This window comes from Allobosea sp. TND4EK4 (genome assembly GCF_900156025.1).
Taxonomy (GTDB): Bacteria; Pseudomonadota; Alphaproteobacteria; order Rhizobiales; family Beijerinckiaceae; genus Allobosea.
Genome location: NZ_FTMO01000001.1, coordinates 897,421 through 915,616, shown reverse-complemented (window position 1 = coordinate 915,616; position 18,196 = coordinate 897,421). Strand labels below are relative to the sequence as shown.

At 68.6% G+C, this 18,196-nt stretch carries 18 protein-coding genes; 10 read left to right on the top strand and 8 right to left on the bottom strand.

Annotated features, from left to right (window positions below; translation table 11 throughout):
* Positions 1 to 42: 42 nt before the first annotated feature.
* Positions 43 to 1,263, top strand: coding sequence for a cyclopropane-fatty-acyl-phospholipid synthase family protein (locus BW981_RS04380; RefSeq protein WP_280174174.1), 1,221 nt, complete (start codon positions 43 to 45; stop codon positions 1,261 to 1,263).
* On the opposite strand, the gene BW981_RS04375 is transcribed toward BW981_RS04380, so the two are convergent.
* On the bottom strand, positions 1,239 to 2,378 hold the full coding sequence (locus tag BW981_RS04375) for a citrate synthase family protein (protein WP_076436475.1): 1,140 nt from the start codon (positions 2,376 to 2,378) through the stop codon (positions 1,239 to 1,241). The genes BW981_RS04380 and BW981_RS04375 overlap by 25 nt on opposite strands.
* Before the next feature lie 86 nt (positions 2,379 to 2,464).
* Between BW981_RS04375 and BW981_RS04370 the strand changes: the two genes are divergently transcribed.
* Positions 2,465 to 3,544, top strand: a complete 1,080-nt coding sequence (locus BW981_RS04370; protein ID WP_076436473.1) for a citrate synthase/methylcitrate synthase — start codon at positions 2,465 to 2,467, stop codon at positions 3,542 to 3,544.
* 115 nt (positions 3,545 to 3,659) lie between these two features.
* Here BW981_RS04370 and BW981_RS04365 read toward each other — a convergent pair whose 3' ends face one another.
* From BW981_RS04365 to hutI, 5 genes are all read right to left on the bottom strand, one after another.
* A complete protein-coding gene (locus tag BW981_RS04365; RefSeq protein ID WP_076436471.1) occupies positions 3,660 to 4,223 on the bottom strand; it encodes a HutD/Ves family protein in 564 nt (187 codons plus the stop codon).
* Between the two features lie 172 nt (positions 4,224 to 4,395).
* Entirely contained in the window at positions 4,396 to 6,063 is a 1,668-nt protein-coding gene (gene hutU, locus BW981_RS04360; protein ID WP_076436469.1) for a urocanate hydratase, read from the bottom strand.
* Positions 6,060 to 6,866 (bottom strand): N-formylglutamate deformylase, encoded by an 807-nt coding sequence (hutG, locus tag BW981_RS04355; protein ID WP_076436849.1) that lies wholly within the window; start codon positions 6,864 to 6,866, stop codon positions 6,060 to 6,062. Before hutG ends, hutU begins: the two co-directional genes overlap by 4 nt.
* A gap of 97 nt (positions 6,867 to 6,963) precedes the next feature.
* A complete protein-coding gene (hutH, locus tag BW981_RS04350) occupies positions 6,964 to 8,496 on the bottom strand; it encodes a histidine ammonia-lyase (protein ID WP_076436467.1) in 1,533 nt (510 codons plus the stop codon).
* Complete coding sequence (gene hutI / locus BW981_RS04345) at positions 8,493 to 9,704, bottom strand: imidazolonepropionase (protein WP_076436465.1); 1,212 nt, start codon at positions 9,702 to 9,704, stop codon at positions 8,493 to 8,495. The genes hutH and hutI overlap by 4 nt, the downstream gene beginning before the upstream one ends.
* 119 nt (positions 9,705 to 9,823) lie before the next feature.
* On the opposite strand from hutI, the gene BW981_RS04340 reads away from it, so the two are divergent.
* Complete coding sequence (locus tag BW981_RS04340; protein ID WP_348521396.1) at positions 9,824 to 11,185, top strand: formimidoylglutamate deiminase; 1,362 nt, start codon at positions 9,824 to 9,826, stop codon at positions 11,183 to 11,185.
* 8 nt (positions 11,186 to 11,193) lie between these two features.
* Positions 11,194 to 11,943 (top strand): UTRA domain-containing protein, encoded by a 750-nt coding sequence (locus tag BW981_RS04335; RefSeq protein WP_076436463.1) that lies wholly within the window; start codon positions 11,194 to 11,196, stop codon positions 11,941 to 11,943.
* A 55-nt stretch (positions 11,944 to 11,998) separates the two neighbouring features.
* Here BW981_RS04335 and BW981_RS04330 read toward each other — a convergent pair whose 3' ends face one another.
* On the bottom strand, positions 11,999 to 12,259 hold the full coding sequence (locus tag BW981_RS04330) for a glycine zipper domain-containing protein (protein ID WP_076436461.1): 261 nt from the start codon (positions 12,257 to 12,259) through the stop codon (positions 11,999 to 12,001).
* 330 nt (positions 12,260 to 12,589) lie between these two features.
* Between BW981_RS04330 and BW981_RS04325 the strand changes: the two genes are divergently transcribed.
* From BW981_RS04325 to BW981_RS04310, 4 genes are all read left to right on the top strand, one after another.
* Positions 12,590 to 12,967 carry a PRC-barrel domain-containing protein gene (locus BW981_RS04325; protein WP_210188642.1) on the top strand — a complete coding sequence of 126 codons (378 nt, stop codon included), beginning with the start codon at positions 12,590 to 12,592 and terminating at the stop codon, positions 12,965 to 12,967.
* Positions 12,968 to 13,199: 232 nt separating this feature from the next.
* The gene (locus BW981_RS04320; RefSeq protein ID WP_076436459.1) at positions 13,200 to 14,084 is read left to right on the top strand and encodes a transglutaminase-like domain-containing protein; all 885 of its coding nucleotides are present in this window, start codon (positions 13,200 to 13,202) and stop codon (positions 14,082 to 14,084) included.
* A gap of 34 nt (positions 14,085 to 14,118) precedes the next feature.
* Positions 14,119 to 15,018 carry a diacylglycerol/lipid kinase family protein gene (locus tag BW981_RS04315; protein WP_076436457.1) on the top strand — a complete coding sequence of 300 codons (900 nt, stop codon included), beginning with the start codon at positions 14,119 to 14,121 and terminating at the stop codon, positions 15,016 to 15,018.
* A 29-nt stretch (positions 15,019 to 15,047) separates the two neighbouring features.
* Positions 15,048 to 15,767, top strand: coding sequence for a phosphatase PAP2 family protein (locus BW981_RS04310; protein WP_076436455.1), 720 nt, complete (start codon positions 15,048 to 15,050; stop codon positions 15,765 to 15,767).
* A 10-nt stretch (positions 15,768 to 15,777) separates the two neighbouring features.
* Here the strand turns inward: BW981_RS04310 and BW981_RS04305 are convergent, their stop codons facing one another.
* Positions 15,778 to 16,266: a pyridoxamine 5'-phosphate oxidase family protein gene (locus BW981_RS04305; protein WP_076436453.1), complete on the bottom strand. Its 489-nt coding sequence runs from the start codon at positions 16,264 to 16,266 to the stop codon at positions 15,778 to 15,780.
* A 153-nt stretch (positions 16,267 to 16,419) separates the two neighbouring features.
* Between BW981_RS04305 and BW981_RS22950 the strand changes: the two genes are divergently transcribed.
* Complete coding sequence (locus BW981_RS22950; RefSeq protein ID WP_175624035.1) at positions 16,420 to 16,572, top strand: hypothetical protein; 153 nt, start codon at positions 16,420 to 16,422, stop codon at positions 16,570 to 16,572.
* A gap of 129 nt (positions 16,573 to 16,701) precedes the next feature.
* The gene (locus tag BW981_RS04300) at positions 16,702 to 18,147 is read left to right on the top strand and encodes an aldehyde dehydrogenase family protein (RefSeq protein ID WP_076436452.1); all 1,446 of its coding nucleotides are present in this window, start codon (positions 16,702 to 16,704) and stop codon (positions 18,145 to 18,147) included.
* The last annotated feature ends 49 nt before the right edge of the window (positions 18,148 to 18,196 follow it).

Here is an 18,196-nt window from a genome sequence, read left to right as displayed (position 1 = left end):
CACTGCCGAAGGGTGGGGCCAATGCGTTCACTGGTTGCAAGAATGCTGTCGCGGCTCGCGATCGAGCCGCGCATCGACGTGGTGTTTCCGGACGGCACGTCGCAGTCGATCGGGCAGGGAAGTGTGCCGCGCCTGCGGATGCGCATCGTCGACACGCCGACCGAGCTCAAGCTCGCTCTCAATCCGGAACTGGCGCTCGGCGAGGCGGTGATGGACGGGCGCGTCGTGGTCGAGCAGGGCTCGCTCTACGACCTGCTCGATGCGCTGGTGACGGCCGTCCACAAGGCCCGGCCGCAAGGCTGGGGCAAGGCGCTCGAAGGCCTGCGCACCGCGATCCGGCGCTTTCATCAGCACAACACGCCTGCATTGGCGAGGCGCAACGTCGCGCATCACTACGACCTGAAGAGCGACTTCTTCCGGCTCTTTCTCGATCCCGACATGCAGTATTCCTGCGCCTATTTCGCCAGCCCGGAGATGACGCTGGCGCAGGCGCAGGCCGCCAAGAAGCGCCACATCATGGGCAAGCTCGATCTTCAACCCGGCCAGCGCGTGCTCGATATAGGCTGCGGCTGGGGCGGCATGGCGCTCTCCATCGCCGGCGAGGCGGGCGCCTCCGTCACGGGCATCACGCTCTCGCAGGAGCAGCTTGCCATCGCGCAGCAGCGCGGCCGGGAGTCCGGCCTGCCGGTGGAGTTTCGCCTGCAGGACTACCGGCACCTGACGGAGCGCTTCGACCGCATCGTCTCGGTCGGCATGTTCGAGCATGTCGGCGTCGGCTACTATCGCGAGTATTTCCGCAAGATCCGCGAGCTGCTGACGGAGGACGGCGTGGCACTGGTCCACACGATCGGCCGCGCGACCCCGCCTGGCGCCACCAACCCCTTCATCGCGAAGTACATCTTCCCGGGCGGCTACATCCCGGCCATGTCCGAGATGGCGGCGGCGATCGAGAAGGAGGGCCTGATCGTCACCGATGTCGAGGTGCTGCGCCTGCATTATGCCGAAACGCTGAAAATCTGGCGCGAGAACTTCCTCGACCGCCGCGACGATGCGGTGGCGATGTATGACGAGCGCTTCGCCCGGATGTGGGAATTCTACCTTGCTGCCTGTGAGGCGAGCTTCCGCCATGACGATCTGGTCGTCTTCCAGTTCCAGCTCGCCAGGAAACTCGACGGACTGCCGATCACGCGCGGCTATATCGAGCAGCGCGAGACGGCTTTCGGGCGGGAGAGCGCGTCTCAGCCGGGCTCCGGTCCCGTATAGCGCGCCCGAGGGCGGATCAGCCGCCCTGTCTCGTTCTGCTCCAGCGCATGGGCGATCCAGCCTGTGCAGCGCGCCGCGGCGAAGAGCAGGTAGGGGACGTCGTCGGGAAGCGCGAGATGCCTGGCCATCGCCGTCAGCGCGAAGTCGATATTGGGTTCCTCCCCCGTGAGTGCGGCCACCGTGTCGCGCATGCCTGCATAGGCGGCCGGCGGCACGAAGGCCGAGAGCAGGGCGGCCGCGCGCGGGTCGCCATCCGGATAGAGCGGATGGCCAAAGCCAGGCAGGGGTGTGCCGGCCGCGAGGCGCTCGGCCAGCGCGGCCTCCAGCCCCTCGCGCTCGGCTTCCCGCATCAGGGCCAGCACGCGCCGCGCCATGCCGCCATGGAGCGGACCCGACAGCGCGGCCAGTCCGGCCGTGACGCAGGCTGCGAGCGAGGCACGCGTCGAGGCCGTGACCCGCACCGCGAAGGTGGAGGCGTTGAGCTCGTGATCCGCGAGCAGGACCAGCGCCCGGCGGACCAGCGCGCTTCCTGCATCGTCGCAGCCCCAGGCGGCCGCCAGACGGGTGTGGATGGGCCCTTGGCCGGGCCGCCCGGCAATGGCATCGACCAGGCAATCCAGCACGGAGGCCGCTTCGAGATAGAGCGCCTTCTTCGTCCGCCCCGCCATGGCCGGGTCGCTCGCAGCCCGCTCCCCCAGAACCGCGAAGATGCGCCTGAGCGGCGGCCCGTCCGGCACCAGCGTGAACAGTGGTGGGAAGCGCTGCGTTCCGCAATCCCAGAGCAGGCGGGCGACGTCCTCCAGCTTGGATGTCTGCGCGAGCCGCGAGGCATCCTCTCCGCGATACCAGAGCCGCCCGCGCGCGATCGTGGTGATGGCCGAGGCCAGGACCGGCTCGCCCCAGGAGATCGCATCCTCGGCGATCGCCGCGGGCCTTCTGCCGCGCGCCTTGCGATGCAACAGCCGCTCGACATCGGCCGCGCGGTAGAGCCGGCGCCGCGAGTCTGCGCCATCCGCCCGCGCCTCGATCAGCCCGCGGCTGACATAGGCGTAGAGCGTCTGCGGCTTCAATCCGAGCCGCTCCATCACCTGCGATGCCGTCAGCCAGTCGCTCATCGGAATATATTGATTATATTGTTCAAGATTGATTTTAGCGGATGCGATGACGATCCTCAAGCCGGTTCAGTTGAGGAGACCAAGCCATGTCCGATGGCCTCGAAAACGTCGTCGCAGCCCACACCGTCCTGTCCGAGGTCGACGGCCAAGCCGGGCGCCTGATCGTCTGCGGCCGCAGTCTGGACGAGTTGGCCGGCCACACCGGTTTCGAGGAGATGGCCGCGTTGATGCTGGCCGGTTTCGTGCCGGAGCTGCCGGGCCCGAAGGAGCTGCCGACCGCGCTGGGCGCCGCGCGTGTCTCGCTGTACGAGGCGGTGGTGTCGGGCGCCCGGCTGCCTGCCGAACTCGGGCCAGTCGAGGCGGTGCGCGCGCTGACCGCGCTGATCCCGGACGGCGAGGATGCGGGCACTCTGCTGAAGCTGCTGGCGGCTCCGGCCGTCTTCACGCCGGCCGTGCTGCGCGTCGCGAAGGGGCTGTCCCCGATAGCTCCCGATCCGTCCCTGACGCAGGCGGCGGATACGCTGCGCATGCTGGGCGGGAACGCGCCGACGCAGGAGCAGGCCAGGGCGCTCGATACCTATCTCGTCACGGTGGCCGATCACGGCCTCAACGCCTCGACCTTCGCCGCCCGCGTCGTCGCCTCGACCCGCGCCGGCCTCGCCTCGGCGGTACTGGCCGGGATCAGCGCGCTGAAGGGGCCGCTGCATGGCGGCGCGCCGGGTCCGGTCATCGAGATGCTCGACGCGATCGGGGCACCGGAGAATGCGCGGCCCTGGCTCGAAGAGGCGCTCGACCGGGGCGACCGGCTGATGGGCTTCGGCCACCGCATCTATCGCGTGCGCGATCCGCGAGCCGACGCGCTGAAAGCAGCGATCCGCAAGCTCGGCGCCGATACGGGCCGCCTCGCCCTCGCCGAGGCGGTCGAGCAGGCGGCGCTCGCCATCCTGCGCGAGCGCAAGCCGGGCCGCACGCTCGAAACCAATGTCGAGTTCTACACGGCGCTTCTGCTCGAAGCGTTGGGTTTCCCGCCCGAAGCCTTCACCTGCGTCTTCGCGCTCGGCCGCACCACGGGGTGGCTCGCCCATGCCCATGAGCAGATCGCCGGCGGCAAGCTGATCCGCCCGCAATCGGTCTATGTGGGCCCGAGGCCGCAACAGGCAGCTTGAAGCCCGCCCGCCTCGTCATGCTCGGGCTTGACCCCGCGCATCCTGCAAACCAGCGGCTTCCGGCGGTGCGATTCCCGGGTCGGAGTTTCGCTCCGCCCGAGAATGACGTCCTCAGTCAGGGCTCGCTCGTCAGCCACACCGCATAGAGCTCTGCTGCGCTGCCGCTGACGCTCAGCTCGACGCGCCCCGGCGCATCGAGCACCGCGCTGTCACCAGCGGGAAGCGCTGCCCCGTCGACCTGCCAATCGCCCTCGCGGGCGACCAGCACCAGCACGCCCTCCTCCGCGCTGAACGAGCCGCCGCCCCTCAGCCGCTCGATGCGGTGCGTCCATGCGCCGCGACGGCTCATCACATTGAGGTCGTCGATCGGCCCGTCGACCAGAACCCCGTCGACGGCGCGGTCGGCCGCGAAGAAGAAGGGGCGGGAGGCTCGATCGAGCTTCACCGTCTCGCCGTCGCCGAAGGCGAGCCGGATGCCGTTGCCGCTCAGCACGGACAGCGTTCGGTCGATTCCGGGAAAAGAGGAGAACGGTCCGTCAGCCCCGACATGCGCCATCGAGATGCGCCAGTCGAAAGCGTTCAGGGAAGCTCCCTTTGGAGAAACAACGATCTCGGTCGTGGTCCCCCCGCCGTTCTTCCACGGCATGGTTTTGCAATCGGCGGCGCGGATGATGTGCATGGGCTTCCTTCGCATCGAGACCAATTGTCATTCCGGGGCTCCGCGCCAGCGGAGAACCCGGAACCCACGGCTGGGCCGGGGCATCAAGACTGGAGGCCTGATGAACCGAGCCGGGCTCTCCCGGTCGTGGGTTCCGGGTTCGCCCTTCGGCCGCCCCGGAATGACAGCGGGCTTACCCCAAAATCCCCGGCAGCTTCAGCCCCTTCTCGCGCGCGCAGTCCTGCGCGATCTCGTAGCCGGCGTCGGCATGGCGCATCACGCCGGTGGCCGGGTCGTTCCAGAGCACGCGCTCCAGCCGTTTGGCCGCTGCCGGCGTGCCGTCGGCGACGATGACCACGCCCGAATGCTGCGAATAGCCCATGCCGACGCCGCCGCCATGATGCAGCGAGACCCAGGTCGCGCCGCCCGCGGTGTTGAGCAGCGCGTTCAGCAGCGGCCAGTCGGAGACCGCGTCCGAGCCGTCCTTCATCGCTTCCGTCTCGCGGTTGGGCGAGGCGACGGAGCCGGAATCGAGATGGTCGCGGCCGATCACGACCGGCGCCTTCAGCTCGCCCTTGGCCACCATCTCGTTGAAGGCGAGGCCCAGGCGGTGCCGGTCGCCCAGCCCCACCCAGCAGATGCGGGCGGGGAGGCCCTGGAACTGGATGCGCTCGCGCGCCATGTCGAGCCAGTTGTGCAGATGCGCGTCGTTCGGCATCAGCTCCTTCACCTTGGCGTCGGTCCGGTAGATGTCCTCCGGATCGCCCGAGAGGGCCGCCCAGCGGAAGGGGCCGATGCCGCGGCAGAACAGCGGGCGGATATAGGCGGGCACGAAGCCGGGGAAGTCGAAGGCGTTCGCGACGCCCATGTCCTTGGCCATCTGGCGGATGTTGTTGCCGTAGTCGAGCGTCGGCACGCCCATGCGCTGGAAGTCGAGCATCGCCTTGACATGCTCGGCCATGGAGCGCTTGGCGGCTTCGATCGTCCCGGCGGGATCGCGCTCCTTGCGCTCCTCCCACTCCTCCAGCGTCCAGCCGGCCGGCAGATAGCCGTTGAGCGGATCATGCGCCGAGGTCTGGTCGGTGACGACATCGGGGCGGATGCCGCGGCGGACCATGTCGGGGAAGATCTCGGCGGCATTGCCGAGCACGCCGACCGAGACCGCCTTGCCCTTCGCATGCGCCGCCTCGACGATCTTCAGGGCCTCGTCGATGCTGTCGGCCTTCTCGTCGAGATAGCGCGTGCGCAGGCGGAACTCGATCGAGGAGGGCTTGCACTCGACGGCGATCATCGAGGCGCCGGCCATGGTCGCGGCCAGCGGCTGGGCCCCGCCCATGCCGCCGAGCCCCCCGGTCAGGATCCACTTGCCCTTGAGCGAGCCGCCATAATGCTGCCGGCCGACCTCGACGAAGGTCTCGTAGGTGCCCTGAACGATGCCCTGCGTGCCGATATAGATCCAGGAACCGGCCGTCATCTGGCCGTACATCATCAGCCCGAGCTTATCGAGATGGTGGAAATGCTCCCAGTTCGCATAGGCCGGGACGAGGTTGGAGTTCGCGATCAGCACCCGCGGCGCATCCGGGTGCGTCCGGAAGATGCCGACCGGCTTGCCGGACTGGACCAGCAGCGTCTCGTCGGCCTCCAGCGAACGCAGCGACGCGCAGATCCGGTCGAAATCCTCCCAGCTGCGGGCGGCCCGGCCGATGCCGCCATAGACGACGAGCTCGCCGGGCTTTTCGGCGACGTCGGGGTCGAGATTGTTCATCAGCATGCGCAGCGGCGCTTCGGTGAGCCAGCTCTTGGCGGAGAGCTCCGTGCCACGCGGTGAGCGGATGACGCGGCTGTTGTCGATGCGGGTCATGAACGGCTCCGTTCGAGCGTGGCGGCCGCATTCAGAGCGGCTTCGATGATGGCTGAGAGGGCGGATTGCAGGCTGGCGGCCCGGGACGCATCGAAGGTCCAGGGTGCGGTCTCGGCGGAAAGATAGGCGCTGAGCGCCTTCTCCATCTGGATCGCATGCACATGCTCGGCCGGGCGGCCGTAATGGCGGGTGATCCAGCCACCCTTGAACCGCCCGTTCGCGACATGGCTGAGCGGCTGCCCGCCCATCGCCGCCACGGCAGCGGCCTCGACGGCTGGCGCGCAGCTCGCGCTCGAATTGGTGCCGAGATTGAGCGTCGGCAGCGTGCCGGGAAAGAGCCGGGGGATGACCGACTTGATCGAGTGGCAGTCCCACAGCACAGCATAGCCATGGGCGGCCTTGACCCGCTCGATCTCGGCCGCGAGCGCGTCGTGATAGGGTTGGAAATAGGCGATGCGGCGCCGCTCGATCTCGGCCGCGTCGGGCGGGACATCCCAGATCGGCGCGCCGTCGAAGGTCGTCGTCGGCACCAGCTCGGTCGTCGCCTGTCCGGGATAGAGCGAGACGCCGGACGGATCGCGGTTCAGGTCGATGACATAGCGCGACAGCTTCGCCTCGACGATCGTCGGCTGGAAGCGCTCCGCGAAGGCGTAAACCTCGCGTATATGCCAGTCGGTGTCCTCGACGAGACGCCCACGCTCGTTGAGTTGGGCGGCGACCTCGGCCGGCAGGCCGGTGCCGGGATGGGGCATGGAGAGGATCAGCGGGGAGGGGCCCCGGGTGACCGTGACGATCGAGGTCATGCGTTCATGCTCCGTCATGCTCGGGCTTGCCCCGAGCATCTCCTGCCCGAGAGTCTCGGGTCTGCGCTGCGCTCCGCCCGAGAATGACGCGCGAGCCTCACGCCCCGAACTCCGCGAACGAATCCAGCCCCGCCGCCTCGCCGACCGCGCCCGACAGCACGAACTCCGTCGCCGCCGCGAGGTCGGGCGCCAGATACCGGTCCTCGGTCAGCGGTGCGATCGTCTGGCGCAGCAGCGCCAGCACCGGCTCCAGCCGGGCGCTCGTCTTCAGCGGGCGGTGGTGCTCGATCGCTTCCGCCGCCGCCATCAACTCGACGCCGATGATGCTGGCGGCGTTGCGCGCCATGTCGAGCAGGCGGAAGGCGCCATGCGTCGCCATCGAGACATGGTCCTCCTGGTTGGCTGAGGTCGGGATGGTGTCGACGCTGGCCGGATAGGCCTTCTGCTTGTTCTCGGAGGCGAGCGCGGCGGCCGTCACCTGCGCGATCATGAAGCCGGAGTTCAGCCCGGCATCGCGGGCGAGGAAGGGCGGCAGGCCGCTCATCACGGGGTCGACCAGCAGTGCCATGCGCCGTTCCGAGAGGTTGCCGATCTCGCAGACGCCCATCGCCAGCATGTCGGCGGCGAAGGCGACCGGCTCGGCGTGGAAGTTCCCGCCCGAGACGATCTCGCCCGGCCCCAGCACCAGCGGATTGTCGGTGACCGCGTTGGCCTCGATCGACAGCGTTGCGGCGACATTGGCGAGGAGATCCAGCACCGCGCCCATCACCTGCGGCTGGCAGCGCAGCGAATAGGGGTCCTGAACCTTGGTGTCGCCATGGCGGTGGCTTTCGCGGATGGCGCTGCCGGCGATCAGCTCCAGCAGGGTGCGCGCCACCCTGATCTGGCCGGGCTGGCCGCGCAGCGCCTGGATGCGTGGATCGAACGGCGTGTCCGAGCCTTTCAGCGCATCGACCGAGAGCGCACCCGCCACCAGGGCTGCATCGAAGACGCGCGTGATCGCGATCAGCCCCGCCAGTGCCAGCGTCGTCGAAACCTGAGTGCCGTTGATGAGCGCAAGCCCCTCCTTGGCGCCGAGCGCAAGCGGGGCGAGCCCCGCGCGCTTCAGCCCTTCGACGGCCGGAAGCGTCTCGCCCTTCATCCGGATCTCGCCGAAGCCCATCAGCGAAGCCGTCAGATGGGCCAAAGGCGCGAGGTCTCCGGAAGCGCCGACCGAGCCCTTGGCGGGGATCAGCGGCAGCGCATCGGCTGCGAGCGCCGCGGTCAGCGCCGCGACCACGTCCGGCCGCACGCCGGAGGCGCCGCGGGCCAGGCTCGCCGCCTTCATCGCCAGCAGGAGCCGCACGATCCCGTCCGGCAGGGCAGGGCCCGTGCCGACGGCGTGGGAGAGGATGAGGTTGCGCTGGAGCAGCGCCAGATCGGCATCGGCGATGCGCACGCTGGCGAGCTTGCCGAAGCCGGTGTTGACGCCATAGGTCACCGTGCCGGCGGCGACGATCTCGGCGACGATTGACTGGCCGGCGGCGATCGAATGGCCGCTATCGCCGCCGAGCGTCGCTGAGGCGCCGTCCAGGATGGCGCGCCAGTCGGTGAGGGCGGTGGCGCCGGGCTTGAGCGAGATCGCGGTCATTGGCCGTTCCGGATGCGGGCGTGAAGCGGGTTGAAGCCGATGCGATAGGCAAGTTCGGCCGGACGCTCGATCTCCCAGATGGCGAGGTCGCAGGCCTTGCCGGTCTCGAGCGTGCCGATCTCGTCCTGAAGACCGAGGGCACGGGCGGCATGGCGGGTCATGCCGGCCAGCGCCTCCTCCGGCGTCAGCCGGAACAAGGTGCAGCCCATGTTCATCGTCAGCAGCGGCGACGTGAGAGGCGAGGTGCCGGGATTGGCGTCGGTCGCGAGCGCGATCGGCACGCCGTGCTTGCGCAGCAGCTCGATCGGCGGCTTCACCGTTTCCCGCAGGAAGTAGAAGGCGCCGGGCAGCACGACCGCCACGGTGCCGGCCTGCGCCATCGCGATCACGCCGTCCTCGTCGAGATGCTCGAGATGGTCGGCCGAGAGCGCCCCCATCTGCGCCGCGAGCTTCGCACCACCAAGATTGGAGAGCTGCTCGGCGTGGATCTTGATGGCGAGCCCTTTCGCCTTCGCCGCGGCGAAGACGAGCCTTGTCTCCTCCGGCGAGAAGGCGATGCCCTCGCAGAACACGTCGACCGCGTCGGCGAGCCCTTCCGCAACGACCGCGTCCAGCATCGGCCCGGCGACCAGCGCGGCGTAATCGCCGGAGCGGCCCTTGTATTCGGGGGGGACGGCATGGGCACCCAGCAGGGTGGTCCGAACCGTGACCGGCCGCTCGCGGCCGATCCGGCGCGCGACCCGCAGCACCTTCGCCTCGCTCTCGATGTCGAGCCCGTAGCCCGACTTGATCTCGACGGTGGTGACGCCCTCGCGCATCAGCTCGGAAAGGCGCCGGTCGGCGGTCGCGAACAGCTCGTCCTCGCTTGCGGCCCGCGTCGCCTTGACCGAAGAGAGGATGCCGCCGCCCGCGCGCGCGATGTCCTCGTAGCTCGCGCCCTGAAGCCGCATTTCGAACTCATGCGCCCGGTCGCCGCCATAGACGAGATGGGTGTGGCAATCGATCAGGCCGGGGGTGATCCAGCGGCCGCCGCAATCGACGGTGTCGTCAGCCGCGAAGGCCGGGGCCTCGCTGCGCGGGCCGGCATAGACGATCCGCCCGCCGCTGGCCGCGATCACACCGTCCTCGATGGCGCCATAGGGCTCCGGTCCCGCCATCGTCGCCAGCCGGGCATGGGTCCACAGCCTGTCGCAGTGCGTCGTCCCCATCGGCGCTTTCGCCACGTCGCATTCTCCCCGCTATGCTGGCGTTTCGGATATGCTATCTAATTGCATATGCAAATGACAAGAGGCTATTTGCCTATGCAATTGATCGACGGAGTCCCGCGGTGATCGAAACCCTGCATCTGGCCGAGGCACTGCTGCCGCAAGGCTTCGCCCGCGACGTCAAGCTGACGGTCGAGAATGGCACGATCACGACCGTCGAGCCGGGAGCCTCCACGGCAGGCGAGGGGCGCCGCTTCGCCGGCCTTGCCCTGCCGGGCATGCCGAACCTGCACAGCCACGCCTTCCAGCGCGGCATGGCCGGGCTGTCGGAACGGCGCGGCGCACCCGAGGATTCCTTCTGGACCTGGCGCGAGGTGATGTACCGCTTCCTCGACCGGCTCGACCCCGACGATGTCCGGGCCATCGCCTCCCAGGCCTTCGTGGAGATGCTGGAGGGCGGCTTCACAGCGCTCGCCGAATTCCACTACCTGCATCATGACAAGGACGGGCGCGCCTATGCGAACATCGCCGCCATGGGGCAGGCGATCGCCGCCGCCGCCGCCGAGACCGGGCTCGGCCTGACGCTGCTGCCGGTGCTCTATCGTTTCGGCAATTTCGGCCAGGCGCCCTCGGTCCATGGCCAGCGCCGCTTCGTCAACGAGCGCGACGCCTATCTGCACCTTCTCGAAGGAAGCGCCGCGGCGATTCGCGACCTGCCGGATTCCCGCCTCGGCGTCGCGCCGCATTCGCTGCGCGCCGTCGCGCTGGACGATCTCGGCTGGCTCGCCTCTTTGCGGCCCGACGATCCGATCCATATCCATGTCGCCGAGCAGGTGCCGGAGGTCGAGGCCGCCCTGAAGATCACCGGCCGCCGCCCGGTCGAGCTGCTGATGGACGCGATCCCGCTCGACCGGCGCTGGTGCCTGATCCACGCCACTCACCTCACCGGGGAAGAACGCGACGGGATCGCCCGCTCCGGCGCGGTGGCGGGCCTGTGCCCGATCACCGAATCGAGCCTTGGCGACGGCATCTTCGACGGCGTGCGCTATCGCGATGCCGGGGGTGCGCTGGGTATCGGCAGCGATTCCAACATCCAGATCGATGCCGGCTCCGAACTGCGCCAGCTCGAATATTCGCAGCGCCTGCGCGACCGGCGTCGTGCGCTTTTCGCGCAGGAGGAGGCTTCGACCGGCCATGCGCTCTGGCAGGCGGCTTGTGCTGGCGGCGCGCAGGCCTGCGGGCGCGCGATCGGCCGGATCGCGCCGGGCTGCCGCGCCGATTTCGTCACGCTCGATCTCGACCACCCGGCGCTGGTCGGCAAGGACGGCGCCGATGCGCTGGACAGCGCGATCTTCGCGGCCAACGCCCTGCCGTTGCGCGAGGTCGTCGTCGGCGGCAGGACCGTGGTTTCCGAAGGGCGCCATCACGCCCGCGAGCCGGTGCGGCGGCGCTTCGCCGACGTGATGCGCCGGCTCCTGGCTTAGGACAAGCCATGGCAGAGACGCAGTCCGATACGCTGAAACTCGACGGGGCCGGGCCGGTCTACGACCAGATCCGGCGGGCGATCCGCGATCTCGTCGTCGGTGGGGCCTGGCCGCCGGGGACGCCGGTGCCGCCCGAACATGCGCTGATGGAGCAGCTTGGCACCTCGCGGATGACGGTGCACCGGGCGCTGGTCCAGCTCGCGCGCGAGGGGCTGATCACCCGCCGTCGCCGCTCCGGGACGGTGGTGGCCAGCCCGCCGGCCAGCCACGCGATGTTCGACATCCTCTCGATCCCGGAGGAGATCGAGCGGCTCGGCCAGGACTACGCCTATGAGATCCTGGCGCGCGAGGTGGGGAAGGTCTCGCCGGAGGTGGCCGAGCGCTTCGGCCTGAAGCGGTCCGACAGGATCGTCCACCTCCTGGTGCTGCATCGCGGGGACGGGCGCCCGCATGTGCTGGAGGAGCGCATCATCCACCTCGCAGCTGTTGCCGCGGCTGCCGGCGAGTTTTTCGCCGAGGTGCCGCCGGGCGATTGGCTGCTGCAAAACAGCCTGTGGTCGCAGGCGGAGCATGCGATCAGCGCGGTTGGCGCCTCGGTCCAGGAGGCCGGGCTGCTGGAGATCGCCGAGACCGAGCCCTGCCTTCTCGTCGAGCGCCGCACCTGGAACCAGGACCGGCCCGTCACGGCGGTGCGATTGCTGTATCCCGGGCCGCGTCACCGTTTCGTCGGCCGCTTCGGCCCGTATGGCCCGGCCTGAGCGCAAAAAAAGGCCCGCCATCGCTGGCGGGCCGATGGCTTCGAACCGGATTCGGTCAGCAGGAATAGGTGATCCGGCGGCCGTATTCGTCGCGGCCATAGCAGTACTGCGGCGTCGCCGCGCCGCCGATGAGCGCGCCGCTGGCGCCGCCGATCGCCGCGCCGGCCAACGCCCCGCCCGCACGACCCGTCGCCGCGCCACCGATGATCGCGCCCGCACCTGCTCCGACCAGAGCGCCCGTGCCGGCATTCTGTTCGCGCGGGGTGCAGGCACCGATGGCCGCGCCACAGGCGACGATGAGCATGAGCTTCTTCATGGGTGAGGTTCCTCCTCGGATCGTTGGGACGTGTATCGCTCGACGCCACAACGATCCGCGGCGCCCAAGGTTCCCTGTCTGACTCACCTTGGGTGAACCTCTGCTGAGGCTGTCGTTCACGCCAGGGTCAACAAGGACATCGAGGGCGGCCGTGGGCGGAGGCGCGCGGGCTCCGCTCGCGGCGTTCAGGAGCCATCCGGTTCGGCGCCAGAAACGCTGTGAAGCCGGGAACCTTCGCTGGAAGAGCACGTTGGGTAGGGAGATTTCCACGGCGAGTGCCGCTTCGACCCTCGGTCGCCGGCACCTCGCTCCAAGCGGAGACATAGCGACATGACGATGGCCAATGTGACGACCAGCGGCAATCCGCTTATCGCGGGAGCCCGCGTTGCCGGGACCGACGTCTACAACAGCGCCGGGGATCACCTGGGCGAGATTTACGACGTGATGCTCGACAAGCAGACCGGCAAGGTGGCCTACGCCATCATGTCCTTCGGCGGTTTCCTCGGGCTCGGCGAGAAATACCACCCCATCCCGTGGAGCGTGCTCGACTACGACCCCCAGCGCGGCGGTTACGTGGTGCCGCTGACCAAGGAAAAGCTCGAGGCCGCTCCGATGTATGACAGCGAGGGTGAGCCCGATTGGGAGGACAAGGCTTACGGGAAGCGTGTCCACGACTACTACGGCACGATGCCCTACTGGATGATGTAGCGGCTGCCAGTGGCAGGTCGCGGCGGTTGCTATCCCCCCAGCCGAACCGTCGTGGCGGCGGGATGCGGGCCGAAAGGCCCGCATCTTCCGTTTCAGAGGCCGCTCAGGCGGTCTTTTTTGTTGACCGAAGGGAACCCGAAGCGGGCCTGCCGCGTCTGAGGACAAAGAAAACGGAGCCGGGCCGCATGTTGCAGGCCTTGGCGGCGCCTTTTCCACCTCGCAGGAGTCAAACATGCGGATCCGCTACGGGTATCGGATTGAACTGGTGTGCGCACAGGATCTTCCCCTGGTGACCCTGCTCGACGTTCATCCTTCCCGGCGCCATGATCTGACGACGCCGGACGAGATGCGGGCGACGTCCTTGACCGACCCGCTCAACGAGCTTCCGATGAGCCAGCATCTCGATGCCTACGGCAATATCTGTCGCCGCATCGTGGCTCCGGCCGGCGGCATGCGTCTCGAATCCGAAGGGGTCATCTTCGATTCCGGCGAGCCGGACCGGATCAGCCCCGATGCGCGCGAGGTCCCGCCCTCGCGCTTGCCGGACGACGTGCTGCCCTTCCTGCTCGGCAGCCGCTATTGCGAGACCGACAAGCTCGGCGCCCAGGCCTGGAGCCTGTTCGGCAACACCGTGCCCGGCTGGGCGCGCGTGCAGGCGATCGTCGACTTCGTCCACAACCACCTCACCTTCGGCTACCACTTCGCCCGCTCGACCCGCACCGCGGCGGAGGCGTTCGAGGAGCGCGTCGGTGTCTGCCGCGACTTCGCTCATCTGGCCGTTGCGCTGTGCCGGGCGATGAATATCCCGGCGCGCTACTGCAACGGCTATCTCGGCGACATCGGCGTGGCTCCCAATCCCGCTCCGATGGATTTCAACGCCTGGTTCGAGGTTTATCTCGGCGGCCGCTGGCACACCTTCGACGCCCGCCACAACGAGCCCCGGATCGGCCGCATCGTCATCTGCCGCGGGCGCGATGCCGCCGACACGGCGATGATCAGCTCCTTCGGGCCGCATACGCTGCAGCATTTCGAAGTGATCACCGAGGAGCTGGAGGAAGAGCCGATGCGCCTCATGCCGCGGCATTTCAGGCAGCTCGACGCCCGCCCGGCGATGTGACATCAGGACGCTCCGGTCCGGATCCAGGCCCTTCATGCGTCACACCATCGTTGCGAATGCCCGTGCCGGCACGGTCCTGGAGGCCGGCCCGGTCGCTTTTCGCGAGAGGCTGCGGGCTGCCTTTGCCGCCTGCGGCTCCGATGCGGAGATCAGGCTCGTCCCGCCCCGCGATATCGACGACGCGCTCTCGCTCGCCATCGAAGCCGAGGGAGCCATCCCCGTGATCGCCGGCGGCGACGGCAGCATCAACCGGGTTCTTCCCGTCCTGATCCAGGCGCCGGGGCCGGTCGGCATCCTGCCGATGGGAACGGTGAACGTGCTTGGCCGCGACCTCGGCCTCTACGGCACGCTCGAGGAGCAGGTCGCCGCGCTCTGCTCCGGCGAGCCCATCCGGATGGATGTCGGGCGCGCCAATGACCGGCTGTTCCATTCCCTCTCGGGCATGGGCTTCTTCAGTCTGATGGCGCGGGAGCGCGAGCAGGCGCGGCGCCGCTTCCCCTTCAGCCGCGCGGCGGCCTTCGCTTTCGCCGCGACGCGCTCCGTGCTGTTCACCCGGCCCGTTTCCGTCGACATCGCGATCGGCGGCGAGAATGTCAGCGTCGAGGCCGATGCCGTGCTGGTCACCGTCAACCGCTTCGACGGTGCCGAATGGCGGCGCGAGGCGCTCGATGGCGGCATCTTCGAGGTCCATGTCCTCAATGCCGGCGGGCTCTATTCGCGCAGCAAGGCGGCGCTGTCGATCGTTTCCGGCAGTTGGCGCAATTCGGAGCATCTCGTCTCCTTCACCGGCGACGCCGTGACATTGAGGCGGCGCGACAAGCGGCGCGGGCATGTTACATTCGACGGCGAAGTCGAGCGTCGCGGCGGCTTGCAGAGCTACAGCCTGCTGCCGCGCGCGCTCCATGTGATCGCCGCCCGCGCCAAGAAACCTTGAGCGTCAGTCGAGAGCGCCAAGAGCTGCCGATGAAACCTGCCTCCACCTCCCATGACATGCCCGGCCCGAGGCCGTCGCTGGCGAGCCGCGCGCCGTCGCTGCTGCAGCCCCATCTGGCTTTGCCGATCCTGGCTGCGCTCGCCTTTCTCGCTCTGGCGGCGGTGATCTCGACTGGGCACCATTTCGGCTTCGATCGCACGCTGATCCTGCTGTTGCGCGAGCCGGGCGATCCGACGACGCCGTTGGGACCTGCGTGGCTGCAGGAGGCCGTGCGGGACATGACTGCGCTCGGCAGCTTCGTCGGCTTGTTCTTCATGACCACGGCCGCCGCGCTGGCCCTGTGGCTGTGCGGGCACCGGCCGCTCGCGATCGGCCTCGTCATCAGTGTGCTGTCCGCGCTCGTCGTCAGCAACGGTCTCAAAATCGCGATCGGCCGCGACCGGCCCGACATCGTCACCCACGAGGCCCTGACCTTCACGGCGAGCTTCCCGAGCGGCCATGCCTTTCTTTCGACCGTGACGATGCTCAGCATCGCCGGCTTCATCGGCCTGTCCTCGAAGCGCGCCGACATCGCCCGGCTCTGCCTGGTCCTGGCCTGGGTGATGATCGTGCTGATCGGGCTGAGCCGGCTCTATCTCGGCGTGCACTGGCCGACCGACGTTCTCGGCGGCTGGCTGCTCGGCGTCGCCTGGGCGAGCCTGGTGACCGCCTGGATCGGGCGCTGGGCGGCCTCCTCGGAGCCGGCCTGAAGCCGGCGCCTCAGCGCATATCGATGGTGGCGTTGACGCCGAGCGTCGGTGATCGTCCGAGAATGCGGGCGGTCGCCAGCTTGAACGCAACGAGGACGCTGCTCGACGGGCCGTCCCAGATCTCGGCCGTGACCGGCGTCAATGCCAGGATCGTGGCGTCCGGATCGTCGGCGCCGTTCGGGAACCAGGCATCGGCCAGCGGCGTCCAGATCTCCCGCAGCAGGTCCCGGTCGACGACCTCCGACGCCGCGCAGGTGACCGCCGCGTAGAAGTTGCGGTCCTCCTGGCTGATGGCCACCGAGACCGAGGGCGAGCGCAAGGCCTCCCCGATGATGCCGGTATGCCGGTGGGAGATGAACAGCAGGCGGTGCCGGTCGCGGTCGATCTGGCCGGACATCGGCCGTGTCCTCACGCCCTCGGAAGTCGCCAGCGAGACCATCGAGACCGGATGCGCCGCGAGCGCCGTCCAGATGCGTTCCTGCAGTTCGGTGTCCGGCATGGGCGAGCTCCTGCTCATGGCATGATGGCACAGCCCGGACCCTGGCGAAATGTCGGCAGCGGCATGGGGACGCGCTCCGCACGCGGAACTTTCCCGTTCGATCGGGGTTAGCGACCCGCCCCGGCATCATGCCGCCCTGGTCAAGGATCACCCATGCCCGCATCCCGCAATCTGCTCGTTCTTCTCGTCGTGGTTCTCGTCGCGGCCCTCGCGGTCACCGGGTACTCGCTCTATCAGGAGCGCAAGAAGCCCGAAGGTGTCGAAATCTCCGTGGGCAACAAGGGCCTTTCGATCGAGAAGAAGTGACGGCGGGACAAGCCGCGATGAGAAGCCGGCGTCCTGCGACGAGCGGGACGCCGCGTCCCTTCCCGACAATGGCCAGGGCGGCGTAAAACCGCTAACAACGGCGCCATCAGTTGCCTGGGAGAGAAACCGATGAACGCGCCCTTCAAGAACCTCATCGCCGGCGAATGGGCAGGCGGCGCAAATGCGTCCCGCAACATCAACCCGTCCGACACCAATGACGTCGTCGGCGAGTATGCGCAGGGCACGGTCGAGGATCTGAATGCCGCGGTGGCCGCTGCCAAGGCCGCCTTTCCCGGCTGGAGCCGGTCCACGCCGCAGGAGCGCTACGATATCCTGAAGAAGGCCTCCGACGAGATCCTGGCCCGCAAGGAAGAACTCGGCAAGCTGCTCTCCCGTGAGGAGGGCAAGACGCTGGCCGAGGGTATCGGCGAGGCGGGGCGCGCCGGCCAGGTCTTCGCCTTCTTCGCCGGCGAATGCCTGCGTCTCGGCGGCGAGATGGTCCCCTCGGTACGCCCCGGCGTCGGCGTCGAGATCACCCGCGAGCCGATCGGCATCGTCGGCATGATCACCCCGTGGAACTTCCCGATCGCGATCCCGGCCTGGAAGATCGCCCCGGCGCTTGCCTGGGGCAACTGCGTCGTGATCAAGCCGGCCGATCTCGTGCCCGGCTCGGCCTGGGCGCTGGTCGACATCATCCAGCGCGCCGGCCTGCCCAAGGGCGTGCTGAACCTCGTCATGGGCCGTGGCTCGGTCGTCGGCCAGGCGCTGCTGGAGCACAAGGACGTCACTGCGATCTCCTTCACCGGCTCTGTCGCGACCGGCCGGAAGGTCGCCGCCGCCTGCATCGCCTCGAACCCGATGAAGAAGGTGCAGCTCGAGATGGGCGGCAAGAACCCGCTCGTCGTGCTCGACGACGCCGATCTGAAGACCGCCGTCGAGGTTGCCGTGAACGGCGCCTTCTTCTCCACCGGGCAGCGCTGCACGGCGTCCTCGCGCCTGATCGTCCAGGCTGGCATCCATGACAAATTCGTCGAGGCCTGCATCGAGCGCCTGAAGGGCGTCGTCGTCGATGACGCGCTCAAGGCCGGCACCCATATCGGCCCGGTCGTCGACCAGAACCAGCTCGACCAGGATCTGAAATACATCCAGATCGCCAAGGACGAGGGCGGAAAGCTGGCCTTCGGCGGCGAGCTCCTGAAGCGCGACACCCCCGGCTTCTACCTCCAGCCGGCGCTCTTCACCGAGACCACCAACGCCATGCGCATCTCGCGCGAGGAGGTCTTCGGCCCGGTCGCCAACATCGTCCGCGTCAAGGATTACGACGAGGCGCTCGCTGTCGCCAACGACACCGAGTTCGGCCTCTCCTCCGGCATCTGCACGACCTCGCTGAAATACGCCACGCACTTCAAGCGCAACAGCGAAGCCGGCATGGTGATGGTCAACCTGCCGACGGCGGGCGTCGACTATCATGTGCCCTTCGGTGGCCGGAAGGGGTCGAGCTACGGCCCGCGCGAGCAGGGCGCCTATGCCAAGGAGTTCTACACCACGGTGAAGACGGCCTACACGCTGGCCTGAACCAGGCAGCGGCTTTTCAGCCTCTCCCCGCGGCCCTGGTGCAGACCGG

What these genes read in the sequence shown, in the direction of transcription:
- BW981_RS04300 (WP_076436452.1), top strand. Translation starts at nt 16,702, where the DNA reads ATGAACGCGCCCTTCAAGAACCTCATCGCCGGCGAATGGGCAGGCGGC.
- BW981_RS04310 (WP_076436455.1), top strand. Translation starts at nt 15,048, where the DNA reads ATGAAACCTGCCTCCACCTCCCATGACATGCCCGGCCCGAGGCCGTCG.
- hutH (WP_076436467.1), bottom strand. Translation starts at nt 8,496, where the DNA reads ATGACCGCGATCTCGCTCAAGCCCGGCGCCACCGCCCTCACCGACTGG.
- BW981_RS04370 (WP_076436473.1), top strand. Translation starts at nt 2,465, where the DNA reads ATGTCCGATGGCCTCGAAAACGTCGTCGCAGCCCACACCGTCCTGTCC.
- BW981_RS04315 (WP_076436457.1), top strand. Translation starts at nt 14,119, where the DNA reads ATGCGTCACACCATCGTTGCGAATGCCCGTGCCGGCACGGTCCTGGAG.
- BW981_RS22950 (WP_175624035.1), top strand. Translation starts at nt 16,420, where the DNA reads ATGCCCGCATCCCGCAATCTGCTCGTTCTTCTCGTCGTGGTTCTCGTC.
- hutU (WP_076436469.1), bottom strand. Translation starts at nt 6,063, where the DNA reads ATGACCCGCATCGACAACAGCCGCGTCATCCGCTCACCGCGTGGCACG.
- BW981_RS04330 (WP_076436461.1), bottom strand. Translation starts at nt 12,259, where the DNA reads ATGAAGAAGCTCATGCTCATCGTCGCCTGTGGCGCGGCCATCGGTGCC.
- BW981_RS04320 (WP_076436459.1), top strand. Translation starts at nt 13,200, where the DNA reads ATGCGGATCCGCTACGGGTATCGGATTGAACTGGTGTGCGCACAGGAT.
- BW981_RS04335 (WP_076436463.1), top strand. Translation starts at nt 11,194, where the DNA reads ATGGCAGAGACGCAGTCCGATACGCTGAAACTCGACGGGGCCGGGCCG.
- BW981_RS04305 (WP_076436453.1), bottom strand. Translation starts at nt 16,266, where the DNA reads ATGCCGGACACCGAACTGCAGGAACGCATCTGGACGGCGCTCGCGGCG.
- hutG (WP_076436849.1), bottom strand. Translation starts at nt 6,866, where the DNA reads ATGACCTCGATCGTCACGGTCACCCGGGGCCCCTCCCCGCTGATCCTC.
- BW981_RS04325 (WP_210188642.1), top strand. Translation starts at nt 12,590, where the DNA reads ATGACGATGGCCAATGTGACGACCAGCGGCAATCCGCTTATCGCGGGA.
- BW981_RS04375 (WP_076436475.1), bottom strand. Translation starts at nt 2,378, where the DNA reads ATGAGCGACTGGCTGACGGCATCGCAGGTGATGGAGCGGCTCGGATTG.
- hutI (WP_076436465.1), bottom strand. Translation starts at nt 9,704, where the DNA reads ATGGGGACGACGCACTGCGACAGGCTGTGGACCCATGCCCGGCTGGCG.
- BW981_RS04380 (WP_280174174.1), top strand. Translation starts at nt 43, where the DNA reads ATGCTGTCGCGGCTCGCGATCGAGCCGCGCATCGACGTGGTGTTTCCG.
- BW981_RS04365 (WP_076436471.1), bottom strand. Translation starts at nt 4,223, where the DNA reads ATGCACATCATCCGCGCCGCCGATTGCAAAACCATGCCGTGGAAGAAC.